Source organism: Rhizobium sp. P1_C7 (genome assembly GCF_056406295.1).
In genome coordinates this window covers 41,046-64,301 of the sequence record NZ_JBFUAL010000017.1, presented here as the reverse complement: position 1 = coordinate 64,301, position 23,256 = coordinate 41,046, and the positions used below count along the sequence as shown (strand labels likewise).

21 protein-coding genes are annotated in these 23,256 nt (G+C 60.6%); 19 read left to right on the top strand and 2 right to left on the bottom strand.

The genetic code is table 11. The features are described from left to right. Window positions 1–29: 29 nt before the first annotated feature. The 12 genes from argS to AC1D2R_RS22680 all read left to right on the top strand — a co-directional run bounded on the left by argS (window position 30) and on the right by AC1D2R_RS22680 (window position 13,945). Window positions 30–1,787, top strand: a complete 1,758-nt coding sequence (argS, locus tag AC1D2R_RS22735) for an arginine--tRNA ligase (protein ID WP_477970728.1) — start codon at window positions 30–32, stop codon at window positions 1,785–1,787. A 59-nt stretch (window positions 1,788–1,846) separates the two neighbouring features. Then, the gene (locus tag AC1D2R_RS22730; RefSeq protein ID WP_477970726.1) at window positions 1,847–4,819 is read left to right on the top strand and encodes an SPOR domain-containing protein; all 2,973 of its coding nucleotides are present in this window, start codon (window positions 1,847–1,849) and stop codon (window positions 4,817–4,819) included. A gap of 105 nt (window positions 4,820–4,924) precedes the next feature. After that, complete coding sequence (nagZ, locus tag AC1D2R_RS22725) at window positions 4,925–5,938, top strand: beta-N-acetylhexosaminidase (protein ID WP_477970724.1); 1,014 nt, start codon at window positions 4,925–4,927, stop codon at window positions 5,936–5,938. 20 nt (window positions 5,939–5,958) lie between these two features. Beyond that, complete coding sequence (locus AC1D2R_RS22720) at window positions 5,959–6,819, top strand: segregation and condensation protein A (RefSeq protein WP_477970722.1); 861 nt, start codon at window positions 5,959–5,961, stop codon at window positions 6,817–6,819. Next, window positions 6,816–7,529 (top strand): SMC-Scp complex subunit ScpB, encoded by a 714-nt coding sequence (scpB, locus tag AC1D2R_RS22715; protein ID WP_477970720.1) that lies wholly within the window; start codon window positions 6,816–6,818, stop codon window positions 7,527–7,529. Before AC1D2R_RS22720 ends, scpB begins: the two co-directional genes overlap by 4 nt. Window positions 7,530–7,714: 185 nt before the next feature. Continuing rightward, complete coding sequence (locus AC1D2R_RS22710) at window positions 7,715–7,915, top strand: twin-arginine translocase TatA/TatE family subunit (protein WP_477970718.1); 201 nt, start codon at window positions 7,715–7,717, stop codon at window positions 7,913–7,915. 49 nt (window positions 7,916–7,964) lie between these two features. Beyond that, window positions 7,965–8,615: a Sec-independent protein translocase protein TatB gene (gene tatB / locus AC1D2R_RS22705; RefSeq protein WP_477970716.1), complete on the top strand. Its 651-nt coding sequence runs from the start codon at window positions 7,965–7,967 to the stop codon at window positions 8,613–8,615. Next, window positions 8,612–9,439 carry a twin-arginine translocase subunit TatC gene (gene tatC / locus AC1D2R_RS22700; protein WP_477970714.1) on the top strand — a complete coding sequence of 276 codons (828 nt, stop codon included), beginning with the start codon at window positions 8,612–8,614 and terminating at the stop codon, window positions 9,437–9,439. The genes tatB and tatC overlap by 4 nt, the downstream gene beginning before the upstream one ends. 102 nt (window positions 9,440–9,541) lie before the next feature. Next, window positions 9,542–10,825 (top strand): serine--tRNA ligase, encoded by a 1,284-nt coding sequence (gene serS / locus AC1D2R_RS22695; RefSeq protein WP_477970712.1) that lies wholly within the window; start codon window positions 9,542–9,544, stop codon window positions 10,823–10,825. 4 nt (window positions 10,826–10,829) lie between these two features. Next, entirely contained in the window at window positions 10,830–11,597 is a 768-nt protein-coding gene (gene surE / locus AC1D2R_RS22690; protein WP_477970710.1) for a 5'/3'-nucleotidase SurE, read from the top strand. A gap of 6 nt (window positions 11,598–11,603) precedes the next feature. Further along, window positions 11,604–12,257 (top strand): protein-L-isoaspartate(D-aspartate) O-methyltransferase, encoded by a 654-nt coding sequence (locus AC1D2R_RS22685; RefSeq protein WP_477970708.1) that lies wholly within the window; start codon window positions 11,604–11,606, stop codon window positions 12,255–12,257. Between the two features lie 128 nt (window positions 12,258–12,385). Continuing rightward, a complete protein-coding gene (locus AC1D2R_RS22680; RefSeq protein WP_477970706.1) occupies window positions 12,386–13,945 on the top strand; it encodes a peptidoglycan DD-metalloendopeptidase family protein in 1,560 nt (519 codons plus the stop codon). A gap of 76 nt (window positions 13,946–14,021) precedes the next feature. On the opposite strand, the gene AC1D2R_RS22675 is transcribed toward AC1D2R_RS22680, so the two are convergent. After that, entirely contained in the window at window positions 14,022–14,897 is an 876-nt protein-coding gene (locus AC1D2R_RS22675; RefSeq protein WP_477970704.1) for an ATP-binding protein, read from the bottom strand. Window positions 14,898–15,092: 195 nt separating this feature from the next. Between AC1D2R_RS22675 and yajC the strand changes: the two genes are divergently transcribed. The 7 genes from yajC (at window position 15,093) to AC1D2R_RS22640 (ending at window position 21,750) form a co-directional block, all read left to right on the top strand. Then, window positions 15,093–15,440 (top strand): preprotein translocase subunit YajC, encoded by a 348-nt coding sequence (gene yajC, locus AC1D2R_RS22670; RefSeq protein ID WP_477970697.1) that lies wholly within the window; start codon window positions 15,093–15,095, stop codon window positions 15,438–15,440. Window positions 15,441–15,495: 55 nt separating this feature from the next. Continuing rightward, on the top strand, window positions 15,496–18,057 hold the full coding sequence (gene secDF, locus AC1D2R_RS22665; RefSeq protein WP_477970695.1) for a protein translocase subunit SecDF: 2,562 nt from the start codon (window positions 15,496–15,498) through the stop codon (window positions 18,055–18,057). 4 nt (window positions 18,058–18,061) lie between these two features. Further along, entirely contained in the window at window positions 18,062–18,448 is a 387-nt protein-coding gene (locus AC1D2R_RS22660; protein WP_477970694.1) for an Mth938-like domain-containing protein, read from the top strand. 2 nt (window positions 18,449–18,450) lie between these two features. Continuing rightward, entirely contained in the window at window positions 18,451–19,302 is an 852-nt protein-coding gene (locus tag AC1D2R_RS22655) for a phytoene/squalene synthase family protein (protein ID WP_477970693.1), read from the top strand. Between the two features lie 70 nt (window positions 19,303–19,372). After that, window positions 19,373–19,840: a hypothetical protein gene (locus tag AC1D2R_RS22650; protein ID WP_477970691.1), complete on the top strand. Its 468-nt coding sequence runs from the start codon at window positions 19,373–19,375 to the stop codon at window positions 19,838–19,840. Between the two features lie 168 nt (window positions 19,841–20,008). Next, window positions 20,009–20,671 (top strand): peroxiredoxin, encoded by a 663-nt coding sequence (locus AC1D2R_RS22645; RefSeq protein WP_477970689.1) that lies wholly within the window; start codon window positions 20,009–20,011, stop codon window positions 20,669–20,671. A gap of 41 nt (window positions 20,672–20,712) precedes the next feature. After that, window positions 20,713–21,750 (top strand): MBL fold metallo-hydrolase, encoded by a 1,038-nt coding sequence (locus tag AC1D2R_RS22640; RefSeq protein ID WP_477970687.1) that lies wholly within the window; start codon window positions 20,713–20,715, stop codon window positions 21,748–21,750. 43 nt (window positions 21,751–21,793) lie between these two features. Here the strand turns inward: AC1D2R_RS22640 and trmFO are convergent, their stop codons facing one another. Beyond that, entirely contained in the window at window positions 21,794–23,227 is a 1,434-nt protein-coding gene (gene trmFO / locus AC1D2R_RS22635) for a methylenetetrahydrofolate--tRNA-(uracil(54)-C(5))-methyltransferase (FADH(2)-oxidizing) TrmFO (protein WP_477970685.1), read from the bottom strand. Window positions 23,228–23,256 lie beyond the last annotated feature (29 nt).

The window sequence follows — 23,256 nt, the reverse complement described above, 5'->3', positions numbered from 1 at the left end:
TGTGGCTAGCCTATGCGTGGAACAGTGCGATGAACCTTTTTACCGATTTCGAAGCCAGGATTAAAACCGCCCTCGAACAGATTGATCTGGTCAAGGAAAAGCGATCCGAGCTCGATTTCGGCCGCATCACCATCGAGCCGCCGCGCGATCCAAGCCACGGCGATGTGGCAACCAATGCTGCGATGGTGCTGGCGAAGCCGCTGGGGACAAACCCTCGCGCCCTGGCGGAGATCATCACCACCAAGCTGAAGGAGGATGCCGACGTCGCCGACGTCTCGGTTGCCGGTCCCGGGTTTATCAACATCAGGCTCGCGGTCGGCTATTGGCAGCGCCTCCTGGCGTCGATGATCGAGGCAGGCACCGGCTACGGTCGCTCGACGCTTGGCGTCGGCAAGAGCGTCAACGTCGAATACGTCTCCGCCAATCCGACCGGCCCTATGCACGTCGGCCATTGCCGTGGCGCCGTTGTCGGCGACGCGCTAGCCAATCTGCTGTCCTTTGCCGGCTTCGACGTGGTGAAGGAATATTACATCAACGATGCCGGCTCGCAGATCGACGTGCTGGCTCGCTCGGTCTTCCTGCGCTACCGCGAGGCGCTCGGCGAAAGGATCGGCGAGATTCCGTCTGGTCTCTATCCGGGCGATTATCTCGTGCCCGTCGGCGAGTCACTGGCGCGTGACTATGGCGTCCGGTTGCACAGCATGGCGGAAGATCAGTGGATGCCGCTTGTGAAGGATCGCACGATAGACGCAATGATGGTTATGATCCGCGAGGATCTCGCCGCGTTGAACGTGCACCACGACGTCTTCTTTTCCGAGCGCACGCTGCATGCCCACGGCGCGTCCGCAATCCGCACGGCGATCAACGATTTGACTTTCAAGGGCCATGTCTACAAGGGCACGCTGCCGCCACCGAAGGGGCAGTTGCCGGAAGACTGGGAAGATCGCGAACAGACGCTATTCCGCTCGACCGAAGTCGGCGACGACATGGATCGGCCGCTGATCAAGTCGGACGGTGCGTACACCTATTTTGCCGCCGACGTTGCCTATTTCAAGAACAAGTTCGACCGAGGTTTCGACGAGATGATCTATGTGCTCGGCGCCGACCATGGCGGCTACGTCAAGCGCCTGGAAGCGGTTGCGCGCGCCGTCTCCGAGGGCAAGGCAAAGCTCACCGTTCTCCTGTGCCAGTTGGTCAAGCTGTTCCGTGATGGCGAGCCCGTGAAGATGTCGAAGCGCTCGGGTGACTTCGTCACGCTCCGCGATGTGGTCGAGGAAGTCGGCCGCGATTCGGTGCGCTTCATGATGCTTTACCGCAAGAGTTCCGAGCCGCTGGACTTCGATTTCGCCAAAGTAACGGAGCAATCGAAAGACAATCCGGTCTTTTACGTGCAGTATGCCCATGCTCGTTGCATGTCCGTTTTTCGGCAGGCGAAAGAGGCATTTTCTGACCTCGACGTCTCGCCTGCGAACCTTGCCGCAGCGGTGGCCGGAATATCTGATCCTGCGGAATTACAACTGGTTGCGAAGGTTGCGGAGTTCCCGAGGCTTGTCGAGTCGGCAGCCCAGTCACAGGAGCCGCATCGAGTCGTGTTTTACCTCTACGATCTGGCAAGTTCTTTCCATGCGCATTGGAATAAAGGCAAGGATCAGGTAGACTTACGATTTATTAACGATAAGAGCCGAGAATCGAGTATAGCCAGACTAGGGCTGGTGTACGCCGTTGCGTCGGTTTTGAAGTCGGGACTTGCGATTGCAGGGACCGCTGCGCCGGAAGAGATGCGGTAGCGTCACCATTTACCCACAATGCGCTGGCACGAAACCTTTGCATTTGCGAGTGGATGAGTATGGCAGACAAACAGCGGGCGTATGACACGCGTAAGAATACGGACCTCTTTGCCGACGATGATCCTTTGGCGGAACTTGCGCGCATCGTCGGCTTCGAGCCTCGCGTGGCGGCCAATACAGTCGCCGACGCTCCGCGGCAGGAGCCGGCCTTCAATCTCGAAGACGAGTTGCTGCGCGAATTCGAACGCTATGACGCCCCGCATGCGCCGGCGGTTGTCGATCAGCCGGCTGAGCCAGTGTTCGTCGAGCCGGTTGCCTATGTCGAGCCGGAGCCTGCATATGATGACGCGAAGTCTGCCGCGTATGAGGCCTCGCTTGGTTCGGAGCCGGTCCGCGAGGACGAATTTCCTGTTGTCGAGCAGCAACCTGACATGCGTTCCGTTCTTTCGTCCGTCGATTGGGCGGGGTCGGGCGTGTCTCGGCCCGTTGAGCCGGTATCCGGCGGTGCCCGTGACCTGATCGAGGAGCTGGAGCTCTCGATCGGTGCTGCTCCAACACCTGTGCAACCGGCAAAGGCGCCGCAATGGTCGGCCGCCAGCATTCGGTTGCCGATCGCCAACTTCCATCCCGCGCGTCGCGTAGAGCCGATTGCTCCAGCGGACGTGCCGGTTCCTGCGCCCGTTGAGGCTTACGCGCCGGTTGCTGCTTTGCCTGTGACCGAATTCGAAATGCCAACAGCGGCCGGGTTCCCCGCGGAAATCGACCGACACGAGCCGTTGGGAGCAGCGATCGAGGCGCCGGCCCCTGAACAATTCATCGATCACGAGGCATTCGATCTGGCGGCCGCCGCAAAGGACGGTACTGTCCAGGCCGATGCAGGCCTGACTGAAGCAGCGCCTGCTGAAGTCGACGAAGTCGCCTTCGACATAGACGATCTTCTTGCTGATGTTTCACACTATCCGGTGCCTGAGCGGCAGGTCGCGGCGGTTTCCGCGGTGGACGTTACGCCGGTTTTGCCGGCGGTGCCTGCCCCGGTTTATACTCCCCAGCCGGCCGTTGCAGCAGCGCCGGAGCGCAAGCCAGAGCCGCTGCCCGTTGTCGCCAAGGCGCAGCCGGAAGCAGAAGACCCGTTCGCCGGGCATGACTTCGAGCTCGACCTGGAAGGCATTGAGCTCGAGCTGGCCGATCTCGATTTCGTAGAGCCGATCGTCGCCCGCGAGGTGGAGCAGGAGAAGCTTCAGCCGGTCGCACCTGTGGCCAGCTATCAGCCTGATCCAACGCCGCGTCCCGCGCCCATCATTCCGTCCTCGCCGATGTATCATGCACCAGCGGCTGTCTTTGAACAGGCACCCTTCGTGCCTGTTGCCGCTGCCCCAATGGCGGCAGTGCCAGCCGAGTTTGCTGCCGATGCCAGAGACGAATTGCCGTTTGACCCGTCGATGATCTCGGACGCGGAGTATCATCCGGAAGCCGTCGAAGAAATGCATGTTCCGACGCTTCCACCGGTCGAGAAGCCGCAGCCGGTCGTAGCAACCTCCGACTTCGACTTCGATGTCGATGCCGAGATCGCCAATCTGCTCGCGCCTGCCAAGCCAGTCGAAACGGCAGCCAGATCGTCCGCCGAGGATTGGCGGACGCGCGCCCCGATTTCCGCCGCTCCGATTGCACCGGCAGCAGCCGGGCAGACAGCCCAGTCGCAGGGATTCGACGAGTTCGAGCGGGCTCTCGAAGAGGATTTCCGCCGCAGCGTCAACGAGCCCGTGCAGCAGCGTAGGGAGAACATTTCGGAAGTTCAGATCCAGTCGGCGAGCGATGCCGAGGATATGAGCCGCGCCCGTTCGATGAAGCGCATGTTGGCGGCTGCCGCCATCATCGTCGTCTTCGGCGGCGTGGTCTATGCCGGCTATTCGTTCCTGACGCGTGACGGCGGTATCGGTATTGCCTCCGGTGAGCCGCGTGTCATCACCGCCGACAAAGAACCGGTGAAGGTCGTGCCCGAAAATCCGGGCGGCAAGACGGTGCCAAACCAGGACAAGGCCGTATACGACAGCGTCGGCGGCGCCGCAGCAGAAGCGCCGAAACAGAAGGCTCTGGTTTCAAGCGACGAGCAACCGGTCGATGTTGTCCAACGTACGCTGACACCTGAAACGCTGCCGGAGGATAATGACAGCGATACGACAACGCCGGCGATTGCAACGCCGGTCGACGATACCCAGGATCCGCGTCTGCTGCCGACACACGATGCCACGCAGGCTGCGGCTGATGATGCGAGCGATCCCGACAGGGTGCCGTCTGTGTCTGCCCGCAAGGTTCGTACTATGATTGTCAAGCCGGACGGCACGCTGGTGGCTCGTGACGAGCCTGCACCTGAGCCGGAGGCTGCCCAGGCGGCACTTCCAAAGCCGACGACGGTGCAGACGCAAAAGATTACGGCGGGAACCAAGTCCGCCCTCGCACCAGCTACCACAACGCCGGCTGCGGGCCAGATGGCCTCCGCCGACATCCGCTCGACGCCGGTCGAAGCCGCCACGCCCTCGTCTGCGCAGGCTTCCGAGAATGTCCTTGCCAAGGCTGCAGCAGCAACGCCGGAGAATGTCGATCCGCCGGTCCGTTCTGTAACGAGCACGAAGACCGACACCGCGCCTGTTCCGGCGACGCGCCCGGTTGCCGCCGCCGCACCTGCACCCGCCGCAGCACCGGCACCACCAGCACCACCAGCACCGAAGGAAGAGGCGGTCGTATCGCCGGCTGCTGTAACGCAGGCTCATCCGACCGCGGTCGCGCCATCGGGCAGCTACGGTGTGCAGATTGCGTCGCTGCCCTCGGAAGCAGAGGCCAAGAAAACCTATGCCAGCCTATCGAAGAAATTCGCAGGCGTGCTCAGCGGCCGCAACTACGAGATCCGCAAGGCGGAAATCGCAGGCAAGGGGACATTCTACCGCGTGCGCATTCCGGCATCCTCCAAGGATGAAGCAGCGGCAATCTGCGAAAAGTATCGCGCCGCAGGCGGCTCCTGCCTGATCTCGAAGTAACGTTCGACACAATCAGTTGAAAAGCGGCGGGCAATGTCCGCCGTTTTTTTGTGAATGGCGGTTGCCGCCGCTCGTAATTCGGCCGGGCGACACTATGATTCGAGTATGACCGAATCAAAAGCAATGATCCTGGGCTGCGGTGGCCTTTCCCTCACGCCCGAAGAAAAGGTCTTCTACAAGGCCGAACGCCCCTGGGGCTTCATTCTCTTCGGACGCAATATCTCGGAACCGCAACAGATCAGCGATCTCGTCGCTGAAATGCGCGAAAGCGTCGGCTGGCACGCACCGGTTCTGATCGACCAGGAGGGCGGTCGCGTGCAGCGAATCCGTCCGCCGATCTTCCAACACTACCCTTCGGGACAGCAGCTGGGCGACCTCTATCGTCAGGATAAGGAGCGGGGCAAGCGCGCCGCCTGGTTGATGTCACGCCTGCATGCATTCGACCTGTCGAAGCTCGGCATCAATATCGACTGCCTTCCGGTGCTCGACGTCCCGGTCGAAGGCAGCAGCAACGTCATCGGCAACCGCGCATACGGCGGGGATCCCACCACCGTCGCCGACATGGGCATGGCGGCGGCCGAGGGGCTTAAGGCCGGTGGGCTGTTGCCGGTCATGAAGCACATGCCCGGCCATGGCCGCGGGTTCGCCGATTCCCACCACGAATTGCCGGTCGTAGATGTCTCGCGCGAGGAGCTGGAAGCGCATGATTTCCCGCCGTTCATTGCCATGAAGGATGAACTCCTCGCAATGACCTGCCATGTCGTATTCACCGCGATCGATCCGGACAATCCGGCGACGACATCGCGAAAGGTGATCGACGGGCTCGTTCGCGAGCTTATCGGTTTCAATGGCCTGTTGCTCTCCGATGATGCGTCGATGAACGCACTGGCCGGATCGATCGGCGAGCGCGCTGCGAATATCATTGCCGGAGGATGCGATATCGTGCTGCATTGCAACGGGCATATGGATGAGATGCAGCAAGTCGTGGTCAACGTGCCGGTCCTCGATGGCAGGCCACTTGCGCGGGCGAAGGCAGTAGAAAGTGGCTTTCCGACGCCTGACGCGGCGCGAGAGGCTGCAATCCGGGCCGAGTTCGATGGATTGTTCGCGACGGTTTGATCGCAGAAGGAGCAGGGCGGGTGAACACCACAAAGGCCTCGGAACGGCCACGGGCGGGTGCGGCGCCGATGGACAAGCTTTGGCAGGACAACGGCGCCGAACGCGCGTCTAACGATCCCGCGCTGCTGATCGATGTCGCGGGCTTCGAAGGCCCTCTTGACCTGCTACTTTATCTTGCCCGCAACCAGAAAGTTGATTTGTCTCGGATTTCGGTACTGGCCCTTGCCGAACAATACTTGCAGTTCGTCGACAGCGCGCGGCGCATCCGGATTGAGCTTGCGGCCGATTACCTCGTCATGGCGGCGTGGCTTGCCTATTTGAAGTCACGGCTGCTCATACCGCAGCAGGCAAAGGACGACGGCCCATCGGGCGAGGAGATGGCGGCAACGCTTGCCTTCCGCCTGAAGCGCCTGGAGGCGATGCGAGAGGCGGCTGGCGGCCTGATCAACCGAAATCGCCTCGGTCGCGATGTGTTCGCACGTGGTGCTCCCGAGCATATCCCGGATCCGACGCGGTCTGCCTACGATGCCAGCCTCTACGATCTCCTGACGGCTTATGCCTCGCTGCGCCAGCGTCAGGCCGTAAGCCAGGTCACTATTGCCCGTCGCACCGTCTGGTCGCTGACAGACGCCCGCGAGCTGCTGACGCGTTTGATCGGTGAAGTCGTCGACTGGACGGCGCTCGAGCAGCACCTGCATCGCTACGTGGCGTCCCCCGAAGATCGGGTGACGGCCATCGCCAGCGCCTTTGCCGCATCGCTGGAGCTGGTGCGTGAGGGCAAGCTGGAAATCCGCCAGGACGGCGCTTTCCAGCCGATATACCTGCGGCGTGGACCAAGACATGCGACATTGCAGATCGTCGAACAGGAGCAACCGGCTTGACTGATCTCGAAGATGCAGTGGACCGTGAGGACGACGGGGAGGCGACTGAGGACCTCCATGCGGTGGCAGAGGCCGAACGCATCGCCGAAGCCCTGGTTTTCGCGTCCGCGCAGCCCGTGTCGGAAGGCTTCATAGCCGACCGCCTGCCGAGGGCATTCAACGTCCGTGCCATCATGCTGCGGCTGAAGGATCAATATGCGCACCGCGGCGTCAACCTTGTGCAGGTCGACGACGCGTGGGCTTTTCGCACCGCCGCCGACCTGTCCTTCGTCATCCGCGGCGATGAGGACGAAGTAAAGAAGCTCTCGCGCGCGGCCCTGGAGGTCCTTGCGATCATAGCCTATCACCAGCCGGTGACGCGTGCCGAGATCGAGGATATCCGCGGCGTTCAAACCTCTCGCGGCACGCTCGATGTCCTGATGGAAGCAGGTTGGGTTCGCTTTCGTGGCCGGCGCCGCACGCCTGGCAGGCCGGTGACACTCGGGACCACACGCGACTTTCTCGACCATTTCGGTCTGGAGGAGCTGCGCGATCTTCCCGGAATCGAAGAGCTGAAGGGTGCGGGCCTGCTCTCCGGTCGAATCCCGGCAAATTTCAACATCCCATCGCCGCTCATGAGTGACGAACTGACCGAGGACGAAGATCCGATTACTCAGCTGGATCTCGAAGAGCTTGGCCTGCTGGCCCCCGGTGGCGCGGCCGAAGAATAGTCCAAATTGTCTTTGTTTCGCCACTGATGGCGAAAACAATGCGCATCAGAACTTTTCGAAGGCTGGACGACTTGTCACCATGGGCGATCCCGTGACATGAAGCATCAATACGAGACGAATTTAGATGTTGGAATTGATGCTGGAAATTCTTACATCAAGAGACATCGAAACAGGGAGTTAGCGTAATGGGTTCTTTTAGCATGTGGCACTGGCTGATCGTTCTGGTCATCGTGCTGTTGTTGTTCGGTCGCGGCAAGATTCCGGAACTGATGGGTGACGTCGCAAAGGGCATCAAGAGCTTCAAGAAAGGCATCACGGAAGAGGACGCCCCCGAGGCTACGACCAACGGCAAGACCGTCGATCACAAGGCCGACGAAACGAAGTAATCACGTCCGGGCAAACGCAGCCCCCGCGTTGCCCGCCCAGGAGCCTTGAATGTTCGATATTGGCTGGACCGAGCTGCTTGTCATCGCGGTCGTACTGATTGTGGTGGTTGGTCCAAAGGATCTGCCGCCGATGCTTCGTGCGTTCGGAAAAATGACGCAGCGTGCCCGAAAGGTCGCAGGCGATTTCCGGGCCCAGTTTGACGAAGCTTTGCGCGAGGCCGATCTGGATGACGTCCGGCAGACTTTGAGCGATGCGCAGAAGCTGAACCCTGTCAACAGTCTGCGCGAAGCCATGAATCCGCTCAGGCAGATGGGCAATGAGATCAAGGCCGACCTGCAGAAGTCGACAACAATGGAAAACAAGACCGAAGTCCCGCCGGCTGTCATGTCCACGCCTGAACCGTCGATGAGCTTGCCCGAGACACCTCCGGTTATGTCGCCTCCGACGCCTCAATCGGCTGTAGCAGCCGAACTGCCTGGTGCCGCCGCTGTTGCGGAGACGCCAAAGGCAGTGCGCAAGCCACGTGCCAAGGCTGCGGATAAGGTCTATGCGGCAGCGGCTATCGCCGTTGTTCCGGCTGAAAAAACCAAAAGCGCACCCGCAAAAGCCACCGCAGCAAAGAAGCCGACGTCCGTTGCCGTCGAGTCCACAGCCGCTCCGAAGAAGACGGCAGCCAAAAAGAAGAAGGACGACGCATGAGCGGTGAAATCGAAGACAAGCCGCAGCCTTTGATCGAGCACTTGATGGAGCTGCGCAAACGGCTCATGTGGTCGATCGGCGCGTTTTTCGTTGCCTTCATCGTGTGCTTCGTCTTTGCGAAGCATCTCTTCAATGCGCTGGTCTTTCCGTACAAATGGGCGGTCATGTGGGCCCATCTCGATGTGTCCAAGGCGCAGCTTATTTACACGGCACCCCAGGAATTCTTCTTCACGCAGGTGAAGGTCGCGATGTTCGGCGGTCTCGTGATCGCCTTTCCGATCATCGCGGCGCAGATCTACAAGTTCGTAGCGCCTGGCCTTTACAAGAACGAGCGCGCCGCTTTCCTGCCGTTCCTGATCGCTTCGCCGGTACTGTTCCTCATGGGCGCATCCCTGGTCTACTTCTTCTTCACGCCGATGGTCATGTGGTTCTTCCTGACCATGCAGCAGGCACCGGGCGAGGGCGATGTCGCGATTTCACTGTTGCCGAAGGTATCCGAATATCTCAGCCTCATCATGACGCTGGTTTTCTCCTTCGGCCTCGTGTTCCAGCTCCCTGTGATCACAACCCTGCTGGCGCGCGTTGGGCTTCTGACGTCGGATTGGCTTCGGGAGAAGCGCAAGTTCGCGATCGTGCTCGCCTTCGTTGTCGCGGCGGTGCTGACGCCTCCCGATCCGATGTCCCAGATCGGCCTTGCGCTGCCGACCATCATTCTCTACGAGATTTCTATCTACGCGGCGCGACTCGTGGAGCGCCAGCGTGCTCGTGAGACGGTCAAAGAGGCTGACGGGTCCGCGGACGTTGTCAAGACGGACAGCGTCTGAGCAGTCCTCCTGAAACTCTCTTAATGAGCGCTTCCGAACATCCGGTTGAAGCCCGGTCAGGCTTTGACCGAGCTATCCTTTTTGCAACGACCTGGAACGACAATGCTCGATATCAAATGGATCCGTGAGAATCCCGAAGCGCTGGACGCAGCCCTTGCCAAGCGTGGCGCGGAGCCCTTGTCCGAAGGCCTGATCGCGCTTGACGAGAAGCGTCGCTCAGCCGTTCAAAAGGTGCAGGACATGCAGTCCCGCCGCAACGCCGCCTCGAAGGAGATCGGTGCGGCAATGGCGCAGAAAAAAAGCGAGCTTGCCGACAAGCTCAAGGCGGAAGTCGGTGATCTGAAGGTGCTGCTTCCGGCGGCTGAAGAGGACGACCGCAGGTTTTCGGAAGAACTCAACGACCTGCTTTCGCGCATCCCGAACATCCCTCACGACGACGTTCCGGTCGGCGAGGACGAGAATGGCAACGTGGTTGCCCGCGTGGTCGGGGAAAAGCCGCGCTGGAACCACACGCCAAGGGAACACTACGAAATCGGCGAAGCGCTTGGCTACATGGATTTCGAAAAGGCTGCGAAGCTCTCTGGCTCGCGCTTCACGGTGCTCACGGGTCCGTTGGCCCGCTTGGAGCGAGCGCTCGGCCAGTTCATGATCGACCTCCATACGAGCGAGCACGGCTACACCGAAGTCAGCTCGCCGCTGATGGTGCGCGCCGAAGCGTTGTTCGGCACCGGCAACCTGCCGAAGTTCGAGGAAGATCTCTTCAAAACGACGGATGGCCGCTACCTCATTCCGACCGCCGAGGTGACGCTGACCAACTTGGTGCGTGAGGAAATCCTCGATCACGATAAGCTGCCGCTCCGTTTCACCGCCCTGACGCCGTCATTCCGCTCCGAGGCGGGTTCGGCCGGACGCGACACGCGCGGCATGCTGCGCCAGCATCAGTTTTGGAAGTGCGAACTCGTATCGATCACCGACGCCGAGAGTTCAATCGCAGAGCATGAGCGAATGACGGCCTGTGCAGAAGAAGTTCTGAAGCGCCTTGGTCTGCATTTCCGTACCATGACGCTCTGCACGGGCGATATGGGCTTCGGCTCGCGCAAGACCTACGACCTGGAGGTCTGGTTGCCGGGACAGGATACGTATCGCGAAATCTCGTCCTGCTCAGTCTGCGGCGATTTCCAGGCTCGCCGTATGAATGCGCGCTACCGTGGTAAAGACGACAAGACGACCAAGTTCGTTCACACGCTGAACGGCTCTGGAACGGCGGTTGGCCGCTGTCTCATCGCAGTGCTTGAAAATTATCTCAACGAAGACGGCTCCGTGACAGTGCCGGATGCGCTGCTGCCATATATGGGCGGCCTGACCAAGATCGAACGGGTAGCCTGAGACGATGCGCATTCTGCTTACCAACGACGACGGCATTCACGCAGAAGGCCTCGCGGCGCTGGAGCGGATTGCGCGTACCCTCTCGGACGACGTCTGGATCGTCGCCCCGGAGACGGACCAGAGCGGTTTTGCGCATTCCCTGAGCCTCTCAGAGCCATTGCGTCTGCGCAAGATATCCGACAAGCACTTTGCCCTGAGGGGCACGCCGACCGATTGCGTTATCATGGGCATCAAGCGGGTGATGGAGCTAAAGCCGGACCTCGTGCTCTCGGGCGTCAATTCTGGCTCCAATGTTGCCGACGACGTTACCTACTCGGGAACGATCGCCGGGGCCATCGAGGGCACGATGCAGGGGGTGCGCTCCTTCGCGTTGAGCCAGGCTTACCTCCACGAGGACGGTGCACGCATCGTTCCCTGGAAGGTCTGCGAGGCACACGCGCCGGCACTGCTCGAAAAACTGATAGCGCTCGATCTGCCCGAGGGGACCTTCCTCAATCTCAACTTCCCTAGCTGCCGGCCCGAAGAGGTCGAGGGCGTTGAGGTGACGGCGCAAGGAAAGCTTGCCTTCAACCTGCAGGTCGACGCCCGCGCCGATGGCCGCGGATTTCCCTACTATTGGTTGAAGTTCGGAGAGCGTGCCGGCGCCCTTATTGAGGGCACGGATATTCACGCTCTCAAACATAGCAAGGTTTCGGTAACACCTTTGAAACTGGATCTGACTGATTATTCCGTACAGGACCGCGTGAAGCGGGCGCTTTTGGGTACGGAGTAAATCGCGTTGACGTCAAGGCTGGTCGAGAAGGAAGGGTTTGCGGCCCTCGTATTGAGGCTGCGGGCTGAGGGCGTGTCCGATATTGACCTGCTGACCGCCGTCGAACAAACGCCGCGCTCGCTCTTCGTGCCTCCGCAGTTCGCGGAACAGGCCTATTCCAGCCGTACAATCCCCATCGAATGCGGATCCTTCCTCGAGGGCGTCGATCTTGCCGTGCGCGTCCTGCATAGCCTGAAGGTCAAGCCCGGTCAGCGTGTATTGGAAATCGGCACCGGAAGCGGCTTCATGACGGCGGTCATGGCTCGCATGACGGAACGCGTTCTGACGATCGACCGCTACAAGACGTTGACGGGCAATGCCCACCGGCGTATCGAGTCGCTTGGGATCCGCAATGTCATCGTCCGCCAGGCAGATGGCAGCGCTGGCTTGCAGGGCGAGGGGACCTTCGATCGCATACTGGTTACCGCAGCATTCAATGCGATGCCGCGCTTTTATGCGGACCAGCTCGTATCGGGCGGCTCGATGATCGCCCCGTTGATGATTTCAGACACGGAATGCCGTCTTGTGCGCTTGACGAAGACCGGTAGCCGTTTCGAGCGCGAAGAGCTGTTCAACTCCCCCTACCTGCCGATTGTGCCGCGCGTCGCATCCCAGCTCTGAGCGGCCTGCGAATCTATGGTTAGCAATCTCTCAAAAAGATCTCACCGATTTCGGCGCCTTAACCCGGTGGTAATACTAACACGCTTTAATAAACCCACAAACGGTTGCGTCATTCAGTGGGTCGAGTCATGCGTTTCAGTCTTTCGCCAAAGTTCGGGAAGTCTGCCGGTAATGTCCTGATTGCGGCTTTCCTGGCGAGTGTCGCAACGGGATGTAGTTCCGATGTGTCACGTTTCGGTGGTCTGTTCTCTTCGTCCGGTCAGGACCAGCTTACGACCAATTCAATTCCGCGCAGAAGCGCGAGCGGCTCGCAGGCTGATCCAGTGCCCCAGGCTGATTTGCAGGGGGGGTATTTGGCGGGCGGTCAGTCCATGAACCAGCAGCCGTACCCAGCGCAGCCTGCCTACGGCTCCAGTGCCCGCATGGCCTCGGCTCCTGTGTCCGTGCAGCGGTCGGAGCTTTCGGCGCCCGGTACAGTTTCACCGACTCGCGAAAAGCAGGTCGCCCTCGCGCAGCCTTTCCCCGCGTCGACCGCATCCACAAGATCTGCACAGGTCCTCGTTCCGCCCAAGGCGGACACGGACGCGATCGTTACCGGAACAACCCCCAGGGTCTCCGGCTGGTCGTCTGCAAATGCACCGTCCGTGACGCTCCGGCCTGGCGAAAGCGTCGCGATACTCGCCAAGCGCTACGGCGTTCCGGAGAAGGAAATTCTGCGTGCCAACGGTCTGAAGACGGCTGCCGCCGCCAAACCCGGTCAAATCGTCCTGATCCCGACCTACAATGGCGGCAATGCCGCCAAAGCCTCGGCCCAGGCAGCCGACATCTCCAAGAACGGCCAGTCGCCAACGCCGGGCAAATCGCAGGAGCAGAACCTCGCGGTTGTTCCCGGTGCGAATTCCGCCCGCGACAAGTCGCTGGCGAGTGCCGATCCGACCAGCAAAACACCCGGTGCAGGCAAGAGCCCGAAGGGCGCAGGCGGCACCTATGTCGTCAAGCCCGGTGACTCGCTTGCCAAGATTGCCAAGGCGACCGGCAGCAGTATCGATGAGCTGAAGGCCGCAAACAACCTCTCGGCTGGGTCGATCCGTATCGGTCAGGAACTCAACCTGCCGAATAGCGCGAGGTCACCGGATGGAATGAAGACGGCGTCGATCCCGGCCAAGGCCGAGCCGAAGCCGGTCGCACAGCCAGCGGCTGACACGGCGACGGCCGCCGCCCAGCCGGCCTCCTACACGGCACCGGTCGCGACCGAAACCGTCGATGAAGCCGCCAAGAAGGAGGTTGCATCTGCTGCTCCGGAGGCGACCGGCATCTCCAAGTATCGCTGGCCGGTTCGCGGCGCGGTCATCGCCGCCTACGGAGCCAACGTCAATGGCAGCCGCAATGACGGTATCGACATCTCCGTGCCGCAGGGAACGCCGATCAAGGCCGCCGAAAACGGCGTGGTCATCTATGCCGGCAACGGCCTGAAGGAACTCGGCAACACGGTTCTCGTCCGCCACGATGACGGTACCGTCACGGTCTACGGCAATGCCGACACGCTGAGCGTTGCCCGCGGCCAGAAGATCCAGCGTGGCCAGACGGTCGCAGTCTCCGGCATGAGCGGCAACGTCAAGCAGCCGCAAGTTCACTTCGAGGTTCGCAAGGACGCGACCCCGGTGAACCCGATCACTTTCCTCGAATAGGTAATGCGTCTCGAGGAGCAAGCAAAAGCCCGGCCGAAAGCCGGGCTTTTGTCGTTTTGAAAGGGTATCCTCTGCGTCAGGCGCGATCCAGAACGATACGCATGCGGCCGGCGAGATCCTGAATATACTGCCATGCAACTCGGCCGGAGCGCGCCCCGCGCGTCGTGGCCCATTCCAGCGCTTCCGCGTGCATCCTCTGGCGGTCATGGGCCAGCTTGAAATGGTCGGCATAGCCGTCGACCATTGTCAGGTAGTCCTCCTGGCTGCACTTGTGGAAGCCGAGCCAGAGGCCGAAGCGGTCCGAGAGCGACACCTTCTCTTCGACAGCCTCGGACGGGTTGATCGCGGTCGACTGCTCGTTCTCCATCATGTTGCGTGGCAACAGGTGCCGGCGGTTGGAGGTCGCATAGAACAGCACATTGTCCGGCCGGCCCTCGACGCCGCCGTCGAGCGCTGCCTTCAGCGACTTGTAGGCGGTATCGTCGTGATCGAAGGACAGGTCGTCGCAAAAGACGATGACGCGCTGTGGCGTATCCTTGAGCAGGTCAAGCAGCGTGGGCAGGCTGGCGATATCTTCGCGGTGGACTTCGACGAGCTTCAGCGACACGCCGCTTTGGCTCCTGACATCCTCGTGGACGGCCTTCACCAGCGAGGATTTTCCCATTCCGCGTGCACCCCAGAGAAGAACATTGTTGGCTGGGTAGCCATCGGCAAAGCGCACGGTGTTCTCATGCAGGATGTCGCGCACTCGGTCGACGCCGCGGATGAGCTTTAAAGCGACACGATTCGGCCGGGCCACAGGCTGCAGGTGCTGGCGGGCGGGAGACCAGACGAAGCAGTCTGCCGCATCCCAGTCGTTGGCTGCAGGCGCCGGGCCTGCAAGGCGCTCGACAGCATCCGCAAGACGGCGCAGTTCCGTCAGAATGACGCTGCTGTTCAACTCCTTGGTCATGGCGGCTCCTCCCGTGTGCGGTTTGTTGATTTCGCTGGGAGGTAGCATGGCCTTTTGCCAGTGGAAAGGTTAAGAGGCACTGGAATCGGTACGGTTTTCGGCTGTTTCTGTTGCATTCGCAAAGACCATAATTATAGTCCGGCCACTCGAGAAATGGCGACGTTTCGCCTTCGGAAAAGTTTTGAGGAGTTTAGCATGTTCATCACCCCGGCATTCGCCCAGGCCGCAACCGACACCGCGGCATCGCCTTTCGGGTCGGGCTTTGAAATGATCATCCTGTTCGTGCCGCTGATGGTTGTCTGGTATTTCCTGTTGATCCGACCACAGCGTGCCCAGGCAAAGAAGCGCGAGGAGACGCTGAAGGCGATACGCCGTGGCGACCAGGTTGTCACCGGTGGTGGTCTCGTCGGCAAGGTCACCAAGGTTGTTGACGACAAGGAAGTCGAAGTGGAAATTGCCGACGGCGTGCGCGTGCGCATCGTCCGCACCGGCATCTCCGAAATCCGCGTCAAGGGTGAACCGGTCAAGGCAGACGCCGCGTAGTGAAAACCACACATCCGCGAACCGGATTCCCCGGATCTGATATAGTCGAGAGAAAATGCTTCATTTTTCCCGCTGGAAGACCGTTCTGATCTGGTTTGTGGTGCTGGTGGCCGTACTGATTGCGGCCCCCAATCTGCTCTCGGACGGGAGACTCGGCTTTCTGCCGTCCTGGCTGCCCCACAATCGCGTTACCCTGGGGGCTGACCTTCAGGGCGGAACGCATCTGGTCTTCCAGATCGAGCGCGCCGATATCGTCAGGGAGCGGCTCGAGACGACTGTCCGTGAGATCAGCAGCAAGCTGCGCCAGGCCAACATTCGCTACACAGGCCTGACCGGCAATGACCAGACCGTCACCGTGAAGATCACCGATCCGAACCAGGTTCAGGTCGCGATCGTTTCCCTTAAGGACCTGACTGCGACCACGAAGACCGATTTTCTTGGTGGTTCGAGCCAGAACGTCAGGCTGCAGCAGAGCGACGGCGGCCAACTCACGCTTCAGATTAGCGATACCGCGATCGAGAGCGGCATAGGTGACGCGCAGGCGAAGTCCTTGGGCATCGTCAGTCGCCGCATTACGGAAGCCGGCAACGCTGATTTCGCCGTTCGCGCCGAAGGCGCCGATCGGATCGATGTGCAGGTATTGGGCTCCGTCGATGCCGAGCGCTTGAAGAGCATTCTGAACGAGCCCGCCAAGCTCTCCGTTCGCATGATGGACGAGAGTATGTCTGGCCAGGAAGCGCTTGGCGGACGCTGGCCGGTGACCTCGGAAGTCCTCTACTCGCTGGACGACCCACCGATTCCCTATCTCGTCGACCGCACGGACTTCATCGCTGGTAAAAACATCACCGACGTGCAGTCGACGGCGGATGCTCAGACGCAGGCGGTGTCGATCAGCTACAAGCTCGATGCAGAAGGGACTGAGCGTCTGGCACAGAAGACGCGGCAGAATATCGGCCGCCACCTCGCGATCATTTTCGATGACCAGGTGATGGCAGCCCCCCTCATCAGCGCCCCAATCGTCGACGGCACGGGCATCATCCCCGTCAGCTTTTCCGAAGACGGTGCACACGATCTCACACTGATGCTGCGAGCCGGGGCTCTGCCCGCCACGCTGACAACAGTCGAAGAACGCACCGTCAGTCCTGCTCTTGGCGCCGAATCGACACGGGCGGGGCTTTTGGCCGGGATCGTGGCGGCGATTCTGGTGATCGGCCTGATGTTCGGTTTCTACCGCGGATTGGGCATCATCGCCGCGCTTTCGCTCTTGCTGAACCTCATCCTGATTCTCGCTGTGATAAGCCTCATCGGCGCGACGCTCACGCTGCCCGGAATCGCCGGCATCGTCCTGATCATGGGCATGGCCGTCGACGCCAATGTTCTGATTTACGAACGCATTCGCGAAGAAGCCAAGAGCGGGCGCCGGTTTGCCGAGGCGATCGAAAGCGGATTCTCGAAGGCGATCATGACGATCCTCGATGCGAACGTCACGATCTTCATTGCGGCTGTGATCCTCTACTTCCTGGGTAACGACGCAGTACGCGGCTTTGCCGTCACGCTTGCCGCCGGCATTCTTACGACTGTTTTTACAGCAGTTACCCTGACACGCTGGATTGTCGTAACCTGGCTTCACAGACGTCACCCCAAGCATCTTCCCAAGGATGTTCACACCGGTATCTTCGACCGCGCAAACATTCGCTTCATGGGTATCCGCCGCTACACGTTTACAATTTCGGCGGCGCTGTCGATTGCGGCAATGATAGGCTTCGCGACCGTTGGCATGCATCTCGGCGTCGATTTTGCCGGCGGCTCGATCGTAGAGGTCAAGGCAAAGCAGGGTGCTGCGGACACCGACGACATCCGCGCCCGCCTGGGCGATCTGAATATCGGCCCTATTTCTGCTCGTCGCCTCGGGGATACGTCAAGCGCGCTGATCCAGCTGGAATCCCAGGGTGGCGGTGAGAATGCCGAGCAATCGGCGATCACGCTGGTGCGGGATGAGCTCGGCGAGGACTATGATTTCCGCCGTGTCGAAGTCGTCGGTCCGGCGATATCGGGCGAACTGACGAGGGCGGCGACGCTTGGCGTCCTGGCCTCGCTGTTGGTCATCCTGATTTACATCTGGGCACGCTTCGAATGGCAGTTCGCCGTCGGAGCGATCGTGGCAACGCTGCATGACATCATTCTCATGTTGGGCCTCTTCGTCCTCACAGGCCTAGAGTTCAATTTGACGAGCGTGGCCGCACTCCTGACGATCGTCGGCTACTCGCTGAACGACACCGTGGTGATCTACGATCGATTGCGCGAAAATCTGAAGCGCTACCACAAGATGCCACTGCCAATCCTGATCGATGCGTCCATCAATCAGACGCTGTCGCGCACAGTCCTGACCGCGGCGACCACGCTGCTCGCGCTCGCGGCACTTTCGCTTTTCGGCGGCGAAGTTATCCGCTCGTTCGCATTCGTCATGCTCGTCGGCGTTGCCTTGGGCACTTTCTCCTCCATTTACATCGCAGCACCGGTACTGATTGTCTTCAAACTTCGCCCGGACGCGCTCGACAACGATCAAGACAAGAAAGCAGCGGAACCGGATTCCCAATCCGGCAATTCGGCAGTGTGAGAATATGGCCAGAGGCATAGAAATACGTGAGGCGCATTTTCCTGGACGCGCCCCGATCGATACGTACGGCAATGGCGGTTTCCGCTTTGCAGATATGTCGCATCGCGGTTCGATCCTATGCCTACCCTCCGGCATCCACGGCTGGGATATGGATGCGACAAAGCCGCTGTCGATTGAGAATTTCGAGCGGGTCCTTGCCGAGGCCGGCGACATCGAGTTCCTGCTGGTCGGGACAGGTATTGACATGAGTCCGATACCGGCCGACCTGAAGGCGGCGCTCAAGGCGGCCGGGATCTCTTCGGATCCGATGAATACGGGCGCCGCGGTGCGCACATTTAACATCATGCTTCTGGAATCCCGCGCCGTGGCCGCGGCATTGATCGCGGTCTGAGCATGGCCGATTTCTCATCGAGGAACCAGGATATCTGCCTGGCGATGCTGCGCGACAGCGATCGCGACCGCTATCTGGCATGCCTGTTGTCACCGCTGGACAGGCGCGGTGCTCTGGCAGCACTATATGCCTTCAACGCAGAGCTTGCCCGCGTCCGCGATCTCGTCCACGAACCGCTTCCCGGCGAAGTTCGCATGCAATACTGGCGCGATCTTCTGGAAGGCAATGCCCATGGAGCGACGGAAGCAAATCCGATTGCTGCCGCTCTGTTGTCGGCAATCGAAGCTCACCGCTTGCCGCGGCAGACGCTTGTGGACATGATCGATGCACGCATATTCGATCTCTACGATGATCCCATGGAGACACGCGTCTCACTGGAAGGCTATGCTGGCGAAACAGCATCCGCCTTGATCCAGCTGGCAAGTCTCGTGCTCGGGCCGGACGAGGCGGTGAGTTCCGCTGAAGCCGCAGGCCATGCTGGGGTGGCTCAGGCGATTGCCGGGTTGCTTCTGCTGATGCCACTGCATCGTCATCGGGGCCAAGTTTACATTCCCCTGGAAATTCTCGCTGCGACCGGGCTCGACCGAGATACCTTTCTCGCGGGGCGTGACAAGGCGCGCATTTCCGCGGCGATAGAGGCTTTTGCCGGGCTCGGGCGCGATCATCTCGCCGGGGCGAGAGGTGTCGGGATCTCGCCTGGCGTGTTTCCCGCCTTTCTGCCGGTCGCGTTGGCGGGCCATGTCCTCGTAAAGGCCCAGAAGACTGGCGCGGCGCTATTCGAGCGGTCGCTTCAGCAGTCGCAGTGGCGCCGGCAGATCAGCATGACGCTGGCCCTCACGCGGAAGAAAATCTGATGCTGTTTAAATTCGCGCAAGGCTCGTGCGTTATGATGGCCGTTGTTGCCAGTTTTGAACGGAGAGCGGCGTGAGCATTATCGTCTGGTGCGTTCTTTTTGCCATCGTGATCGTCATAGCTTTTGTCTGCGTTCGCATGGCTGCGCGGAACCAGGAAGAGGGCTTGCACGATACCGGGCTCGCGATCATCGAGTTCAATCGAGCATTCCCGCACGAAGCAATCCGCCAGCTGCAGGCGACCGCCAACGGCCAGGCTGTATTCGTCCGCCTGCACGACAACAAGGCGGGCCTCATGCGCAATATGCTGAGACACTATGCCTGCCACCTCATCGAGCCGGGCAGGGTGCGTGTCCTGAGCTCTGAAACGGGCAAGGGATTGACCATCGAATTCCTCGACGCGCCCCATCATAGCGGCACGTTCGAGTTTGCCTCGCCCAAGGAGGCGTCGGAAGTTTCGCTCTGGCTGCTCGGCAATTATCTCGCCGAGCCGGACAGGGAGATTCTGGCGAACGTTCCCACAGCTGCCAACCGCCACTAGCGCCGCCGGAACGGCATTTGTTGTCGCAGCAACAGATTGGAGCGCGGCCTCATCCTGTTTGATGCGTCGCTTCGAGCGTTTTGCGTTGCCTTGCAACCCAAACAGGTCCAAGATTTACCTCACCGGGCGAATGTTTTAACGCGGTTCACAACGCGATGGAGGTGCATGATGGTTCTAGCAATCAATGATATCGCTCCAGATTTCGAAGCCCAGACAACCCAAGGAAAGATCAGTTTTCACGACTGGATCGGCAATTCTTGGGCGGTGCTGTTTTCCCATCCCAAGGATTTTACGCCTGTATGTACGACCGAGCTCGGCTACATGGCCAAGATTAAGCCAGAGTTCGACAGGCGCGACGTCAAGATCATAGGCCTCTCTGTCGATCCGCTCGAACGCCATGCCGGCTGGTTGAAGGACATCGAAGAGACGCAGGGCGTCAGGGCGAACTATCCGATGATCGCGGACATCGATTACGCGGTGTCGAAGCGCTACAACATGCTGCCGGCTCTGGTCTCCGGGGATCCGACTGACCGTACCCCTGCGGACAATCAGACGGTGCGCAACGTCTTTGTCATCGGTCCCGACAAGAAGATCAAGCTGATCCTTGTCTATCCCATGACCACCGGGCGGAATTTCGACGAGGTGCTGCGTGTCATCGATTCCCTGCAGCTGACCGCCAGGCACAAGGTGGCAACGCCCGTGAACTGGAAGCAAGGCGAGGATGTTTTCATCGCCGGTTCGGTCTCCGATGACGACGCCAAGAAGCAGTATCCGCAAGGCTGGGCCGCTCCGAAACCCTACATCCGCATCGTGCCGCAGCCGCACGGGTAGCCGGGTTCCAGAGCCGTTCTCAACCGAAGCAGGAGATGGCGATGATCTTCCGTCAGCTTTTCGATCCAGCGTCGAGCACCTATTCGTATCTGCTGGCAAGCAGACACGGCGGCGAGGCGCTGATCATCGATCCAGTTCTGGAGAAGGTCGACCGCTATCTGCAGCTCGTGCACGAGCTGGACCTCAAGCTCGTCAAGGCGGTGGATACGCACATGCATGCCGATCACATCACCGGTCTTGGCGCCCTGCGCGACAAGACCCACTGCATTACCGTCATGGGCGAACAGACAAGGGCGGACATCGTCTCCATGCGTCTCTCCGATAACGATAAGCTTACGATCGAGGGACTGTCGCTTGACGTCATATACACTCCCGGCCACACGGACGATTCCTACAGTTTCGCGCTGCCTGACCGGGTGTTCACCGGCGATACACTGCTCATTCGTGGGACCGGCCGCACCGATTTCCAGAACGGCGATCCGCGGGCGCAATTCGAGTCGATCTTCGGGCGTCTGCTGAAGTTACCGGACACCACATTGGTCTACCCGGCACACGACTACAAGGGCGACACCGTGTCGACCATTGGCGAGGAGAAGGCATACAATCCGCGTTTGCAGGTGCACTCGGCCGACGAATATGCGGACGTGATGAACAACCTGAAGCTCGCCAACCCGAAGATGATGGATGTCGCTGTGCCGGCCAACATGCACGTCGGGCTGAATCAGGAAGAGGTGGTCCGTCATGGCTGGGTACTGACGGCCCAGCAGGCTCTAGGGCTTCTCGGCGACAGCAATGTTGCCCTGATCGATCTGCGCGAAAACGGCGAGCGGCAGCGAAATGGCACGATCCCGGGCTCACTGCATGTTCCCTATCCGGACCTGGAGAAGAACATCGGGGACGGCGGCATGCTGCATGCGTTGGCGCAATCAACCAACAAGCGCTTGGTCTTTTATTGTGCTTTCGGCGAACGTTCGGCCATGGCGGTTCAAGCCGCGCACGACGCCGGGCTTGCGTCGGCCTTTCATATCCAAGGCGGCATTGACGCTTGGAAGAAGGCTAGCGGTCCGGTCACTCACTGAAGCGACGAGGAGGGCGGACACCTCCGTGTCCGCAGCTATGGAATCAGCCTGTCTCAGCAAGGTGCACGGTTTGGCCGAGCCAGTTCGCGCAATCGGCAACCGCCCGCTTGGCGATTAGCTGCCGTTTCATGATCGTCTTGTCCTTGCCGCGGAAGCGCTTGACGCCCTCTGGTTTGACGATCGAACCCGGCTCAAGCTCCGGGAATAGGCCGAAGTTGATGTTCATCGGCTGGAACGATCGTTTGCCGGGCTCTTCGTCGACGACGAGATGCCCGCCGGTGATATGGCCAAGCAGCGAGCCGAGCGCCGTGGTCGCGGGAGGCAGTGATGCTGCCTCGCCCTTGCGCTCCGCCGCCGCGAAGCGACCCGCCAGCAGGCCAACGCTGGCACTCTCGACATAGCCTTCGCAACCTGTGATCTGGCCAGCGAAGCGCAGGCCGGGCCGGGACTTCAGTGTCAGCGAAGAGTCGAGCAGCGTTGGCGAGTTGATGTATGTATTGCGGTGAAGGCCGCCGAGGCGGGCGAATTCCGCATTCTGCAGGCCTGGAATCATTCGGAAGATGTCCGCCTGAGCGCCGTACTTCAGCTTCGTCTGGAAGCCGACCATATTATAAAGCGTTCCAAGCGCATTGTCCTGGCGCAGCTGAACGACCGCATAGGCCTTCACGGTCGGGTTATGGGAGTTCGTCAGCCCCATTGGTTTCATCGGGCCGTGGCGCAGCGTTTCGCGCCCACGCTCGGCCATGACTTCAATCGGCAGGCAGCCGTCGAAATAGGGCGTGCCTTCCCATTCCTTGAAGCCGACCGTGTCGCCGGCGATCAGGGCGTCGACGAAGGCGTTATATTGGGCTTCGTCCATCGGGCAGTTGATATAGTCCTTGCCGGTGCCGCCGGGACCGACCTTGTCGTAGCGCGACTGATACCAGCAGATATCCATGTCGATGCTCTCGCGGTAGACAATCGGGGCGATGGCATCGAAAAAGGCAAGCGCATCCGCGCCGGTTTCCGCCTGGATGGCGCTTGCGAGCGAGGGCGCCGTCAACGGTCCGGTTGCGACGATTGCCAGATCCCATTCCTTCGGCGGCAAGCCCGTGACTTCCTCTCGAACGACTGAAATCAATGGATGGCTGTGGACGGCCGCGGTCACCGCAGCCGAAAAACCGTCGCGGTCGACGGCAAGCGCCCCGCCGGCTGGGACCTGATGCTTGTCGGCACAGGCCATGATCAGCGATCCGGCCATCCGCATTTCAGCGTGGATGACGCCGACAGCATTGCTGGTCGCGTCGTCGGAGCGGAACGAATTCGAGCACACGAGCTCGGCCAGATCGTCCGTCTTGTGCGCATCGGTGCCGCGAACGCCGCGCATCTCATGCAGGACGACCGGGACACCTGCGTTGGCGATCTGCCAGGCTGCTTCCGAGCCGGCGAGCCCGCCGCCGACCACGTGGATGGGAGAATGGGAAGAGGTCTTGTTCATGCGCGGCTGATTATCACGCCGAGCCGGCG

Excerpts from the sequence above, each read along its gene's own strand:
- AC1D2R_RS22655 (WP_477970693.1), top strand. The coding sequence starts at position 18,451 with ATGGCCGATTTCTCATCGAGGAACCAGGATATCTGCCTGGCGATGCTG.
- argS (WP_477970728.1), top strand. The coding sequence starts at position 30 with ATGAACCTTTTTACCGATTTCGAAGCCAGGATTAAAACCGCCCTCGAA.
- AC1D2R_RS22675 (WP_477970704.1), bottom strand. The coding sequence starts at position 14,897 with ATGACCAAGGAGTTGAACAGCAGCGTCATTCTGACGGAACTGCGCCGT.
- secDF (WP_477970695.1), top strand. The coding sequence starts at position 15,496 with ATGCTTCATTTTTCCCGCTGGAAGACCGTTCTGATCTGGTTTGTGGTG.
- AC1D2R_RS22730 (WP_477970726.1), top strand. The coding sequence starts at position 1,847 with ATGGCAGACAAACAGCGGGCGTATGACACGCGTAAGAATACGGACCTC.
- AC1D2R_RS22680 (WP_477970706.1), top strand. The coding sequence starts at position 12,386 with ATGCGTTTCAGTCTTTCGCCAAAGTTCGGGAAGTCTGCCGGTAATGTC.
- tatC (WP_477970714.1), top strand. The coding sequence starts at position 8,612 with ATGAGCGGTGAAATCGAAGACAAGCCGCAGCCTTTGATCGAGCACTTG.
- AC1D2R_RS22645 (WP_477970689.1), top strand. The coding sequence starts at position 20,009 with ATGGTTCTAGCAATCAATGATATCGCTCCAGATTTCGAAGCCCAGACA.
- AC1D2R_RS22640 (WP_477970687.1), top strand. The coding sequence starts at position 20,713 with ATGATCTTCCGTCAGCTTTTCGATCCAGCGTCGAGCACCTATTCGTAT.
- tatB (WP_477970716.1), top strand. The coding sequence starts at position 7,965 with ATGTTCGATATTGGCTGGACCGAGCTGCTTGTCATCGCGGTCGTACTG.
- AC1D2R_RS22660 (WP_477970694.1), top strand. The coding sequence starts at position 18,062 with ATGGCCAGAGGCATAGAAATACGTGAGGCGCATTTTCCTGGACGCGCC.
- surE (WP_477970710.1), top strand. The coding sequence starts at position 10,830 with ATGCGCATTCTGCTTACCAACGACGACGGCATTCACGCAGAAGGCCTC.
- trmFO (WP_477970685.1), bottom strand. The coding sequence starts at position 23,227 with ATGAACAAGACCTCTTCCCATTCTCCCATCCACGTGGTCGGCGGCGGG.
- serS (WP_477970712.1), top strand. The coding sequence starts at position 9,542 with ATGCTCGATATCAAATGGATCCGTGAGAATCCCGAAGCGCTGGACGCA.
- AC1D2R_RS22710 (WP_477970718.1), top strand. The coding sequence starts at position 7,715 with ATGGGTTCTTTTAGCATGTGGCACTGGCTGATCGTTCTGGTCATCGTG.
- nagZ (WP_477970724.1), top strand. The coding sequence starts at position 4,925 with ATGACCGAATCAAAAGCAATGATCCTGGGCTGCGGTGGCCTTTCCCTC.
- yajC (WP_477970697.1), top strand. The coding sequence starts at position 15,093 with ATGTTCATCACCCCGGCATTCGCCCAGGCCGCAACCGACACCGCGGCA.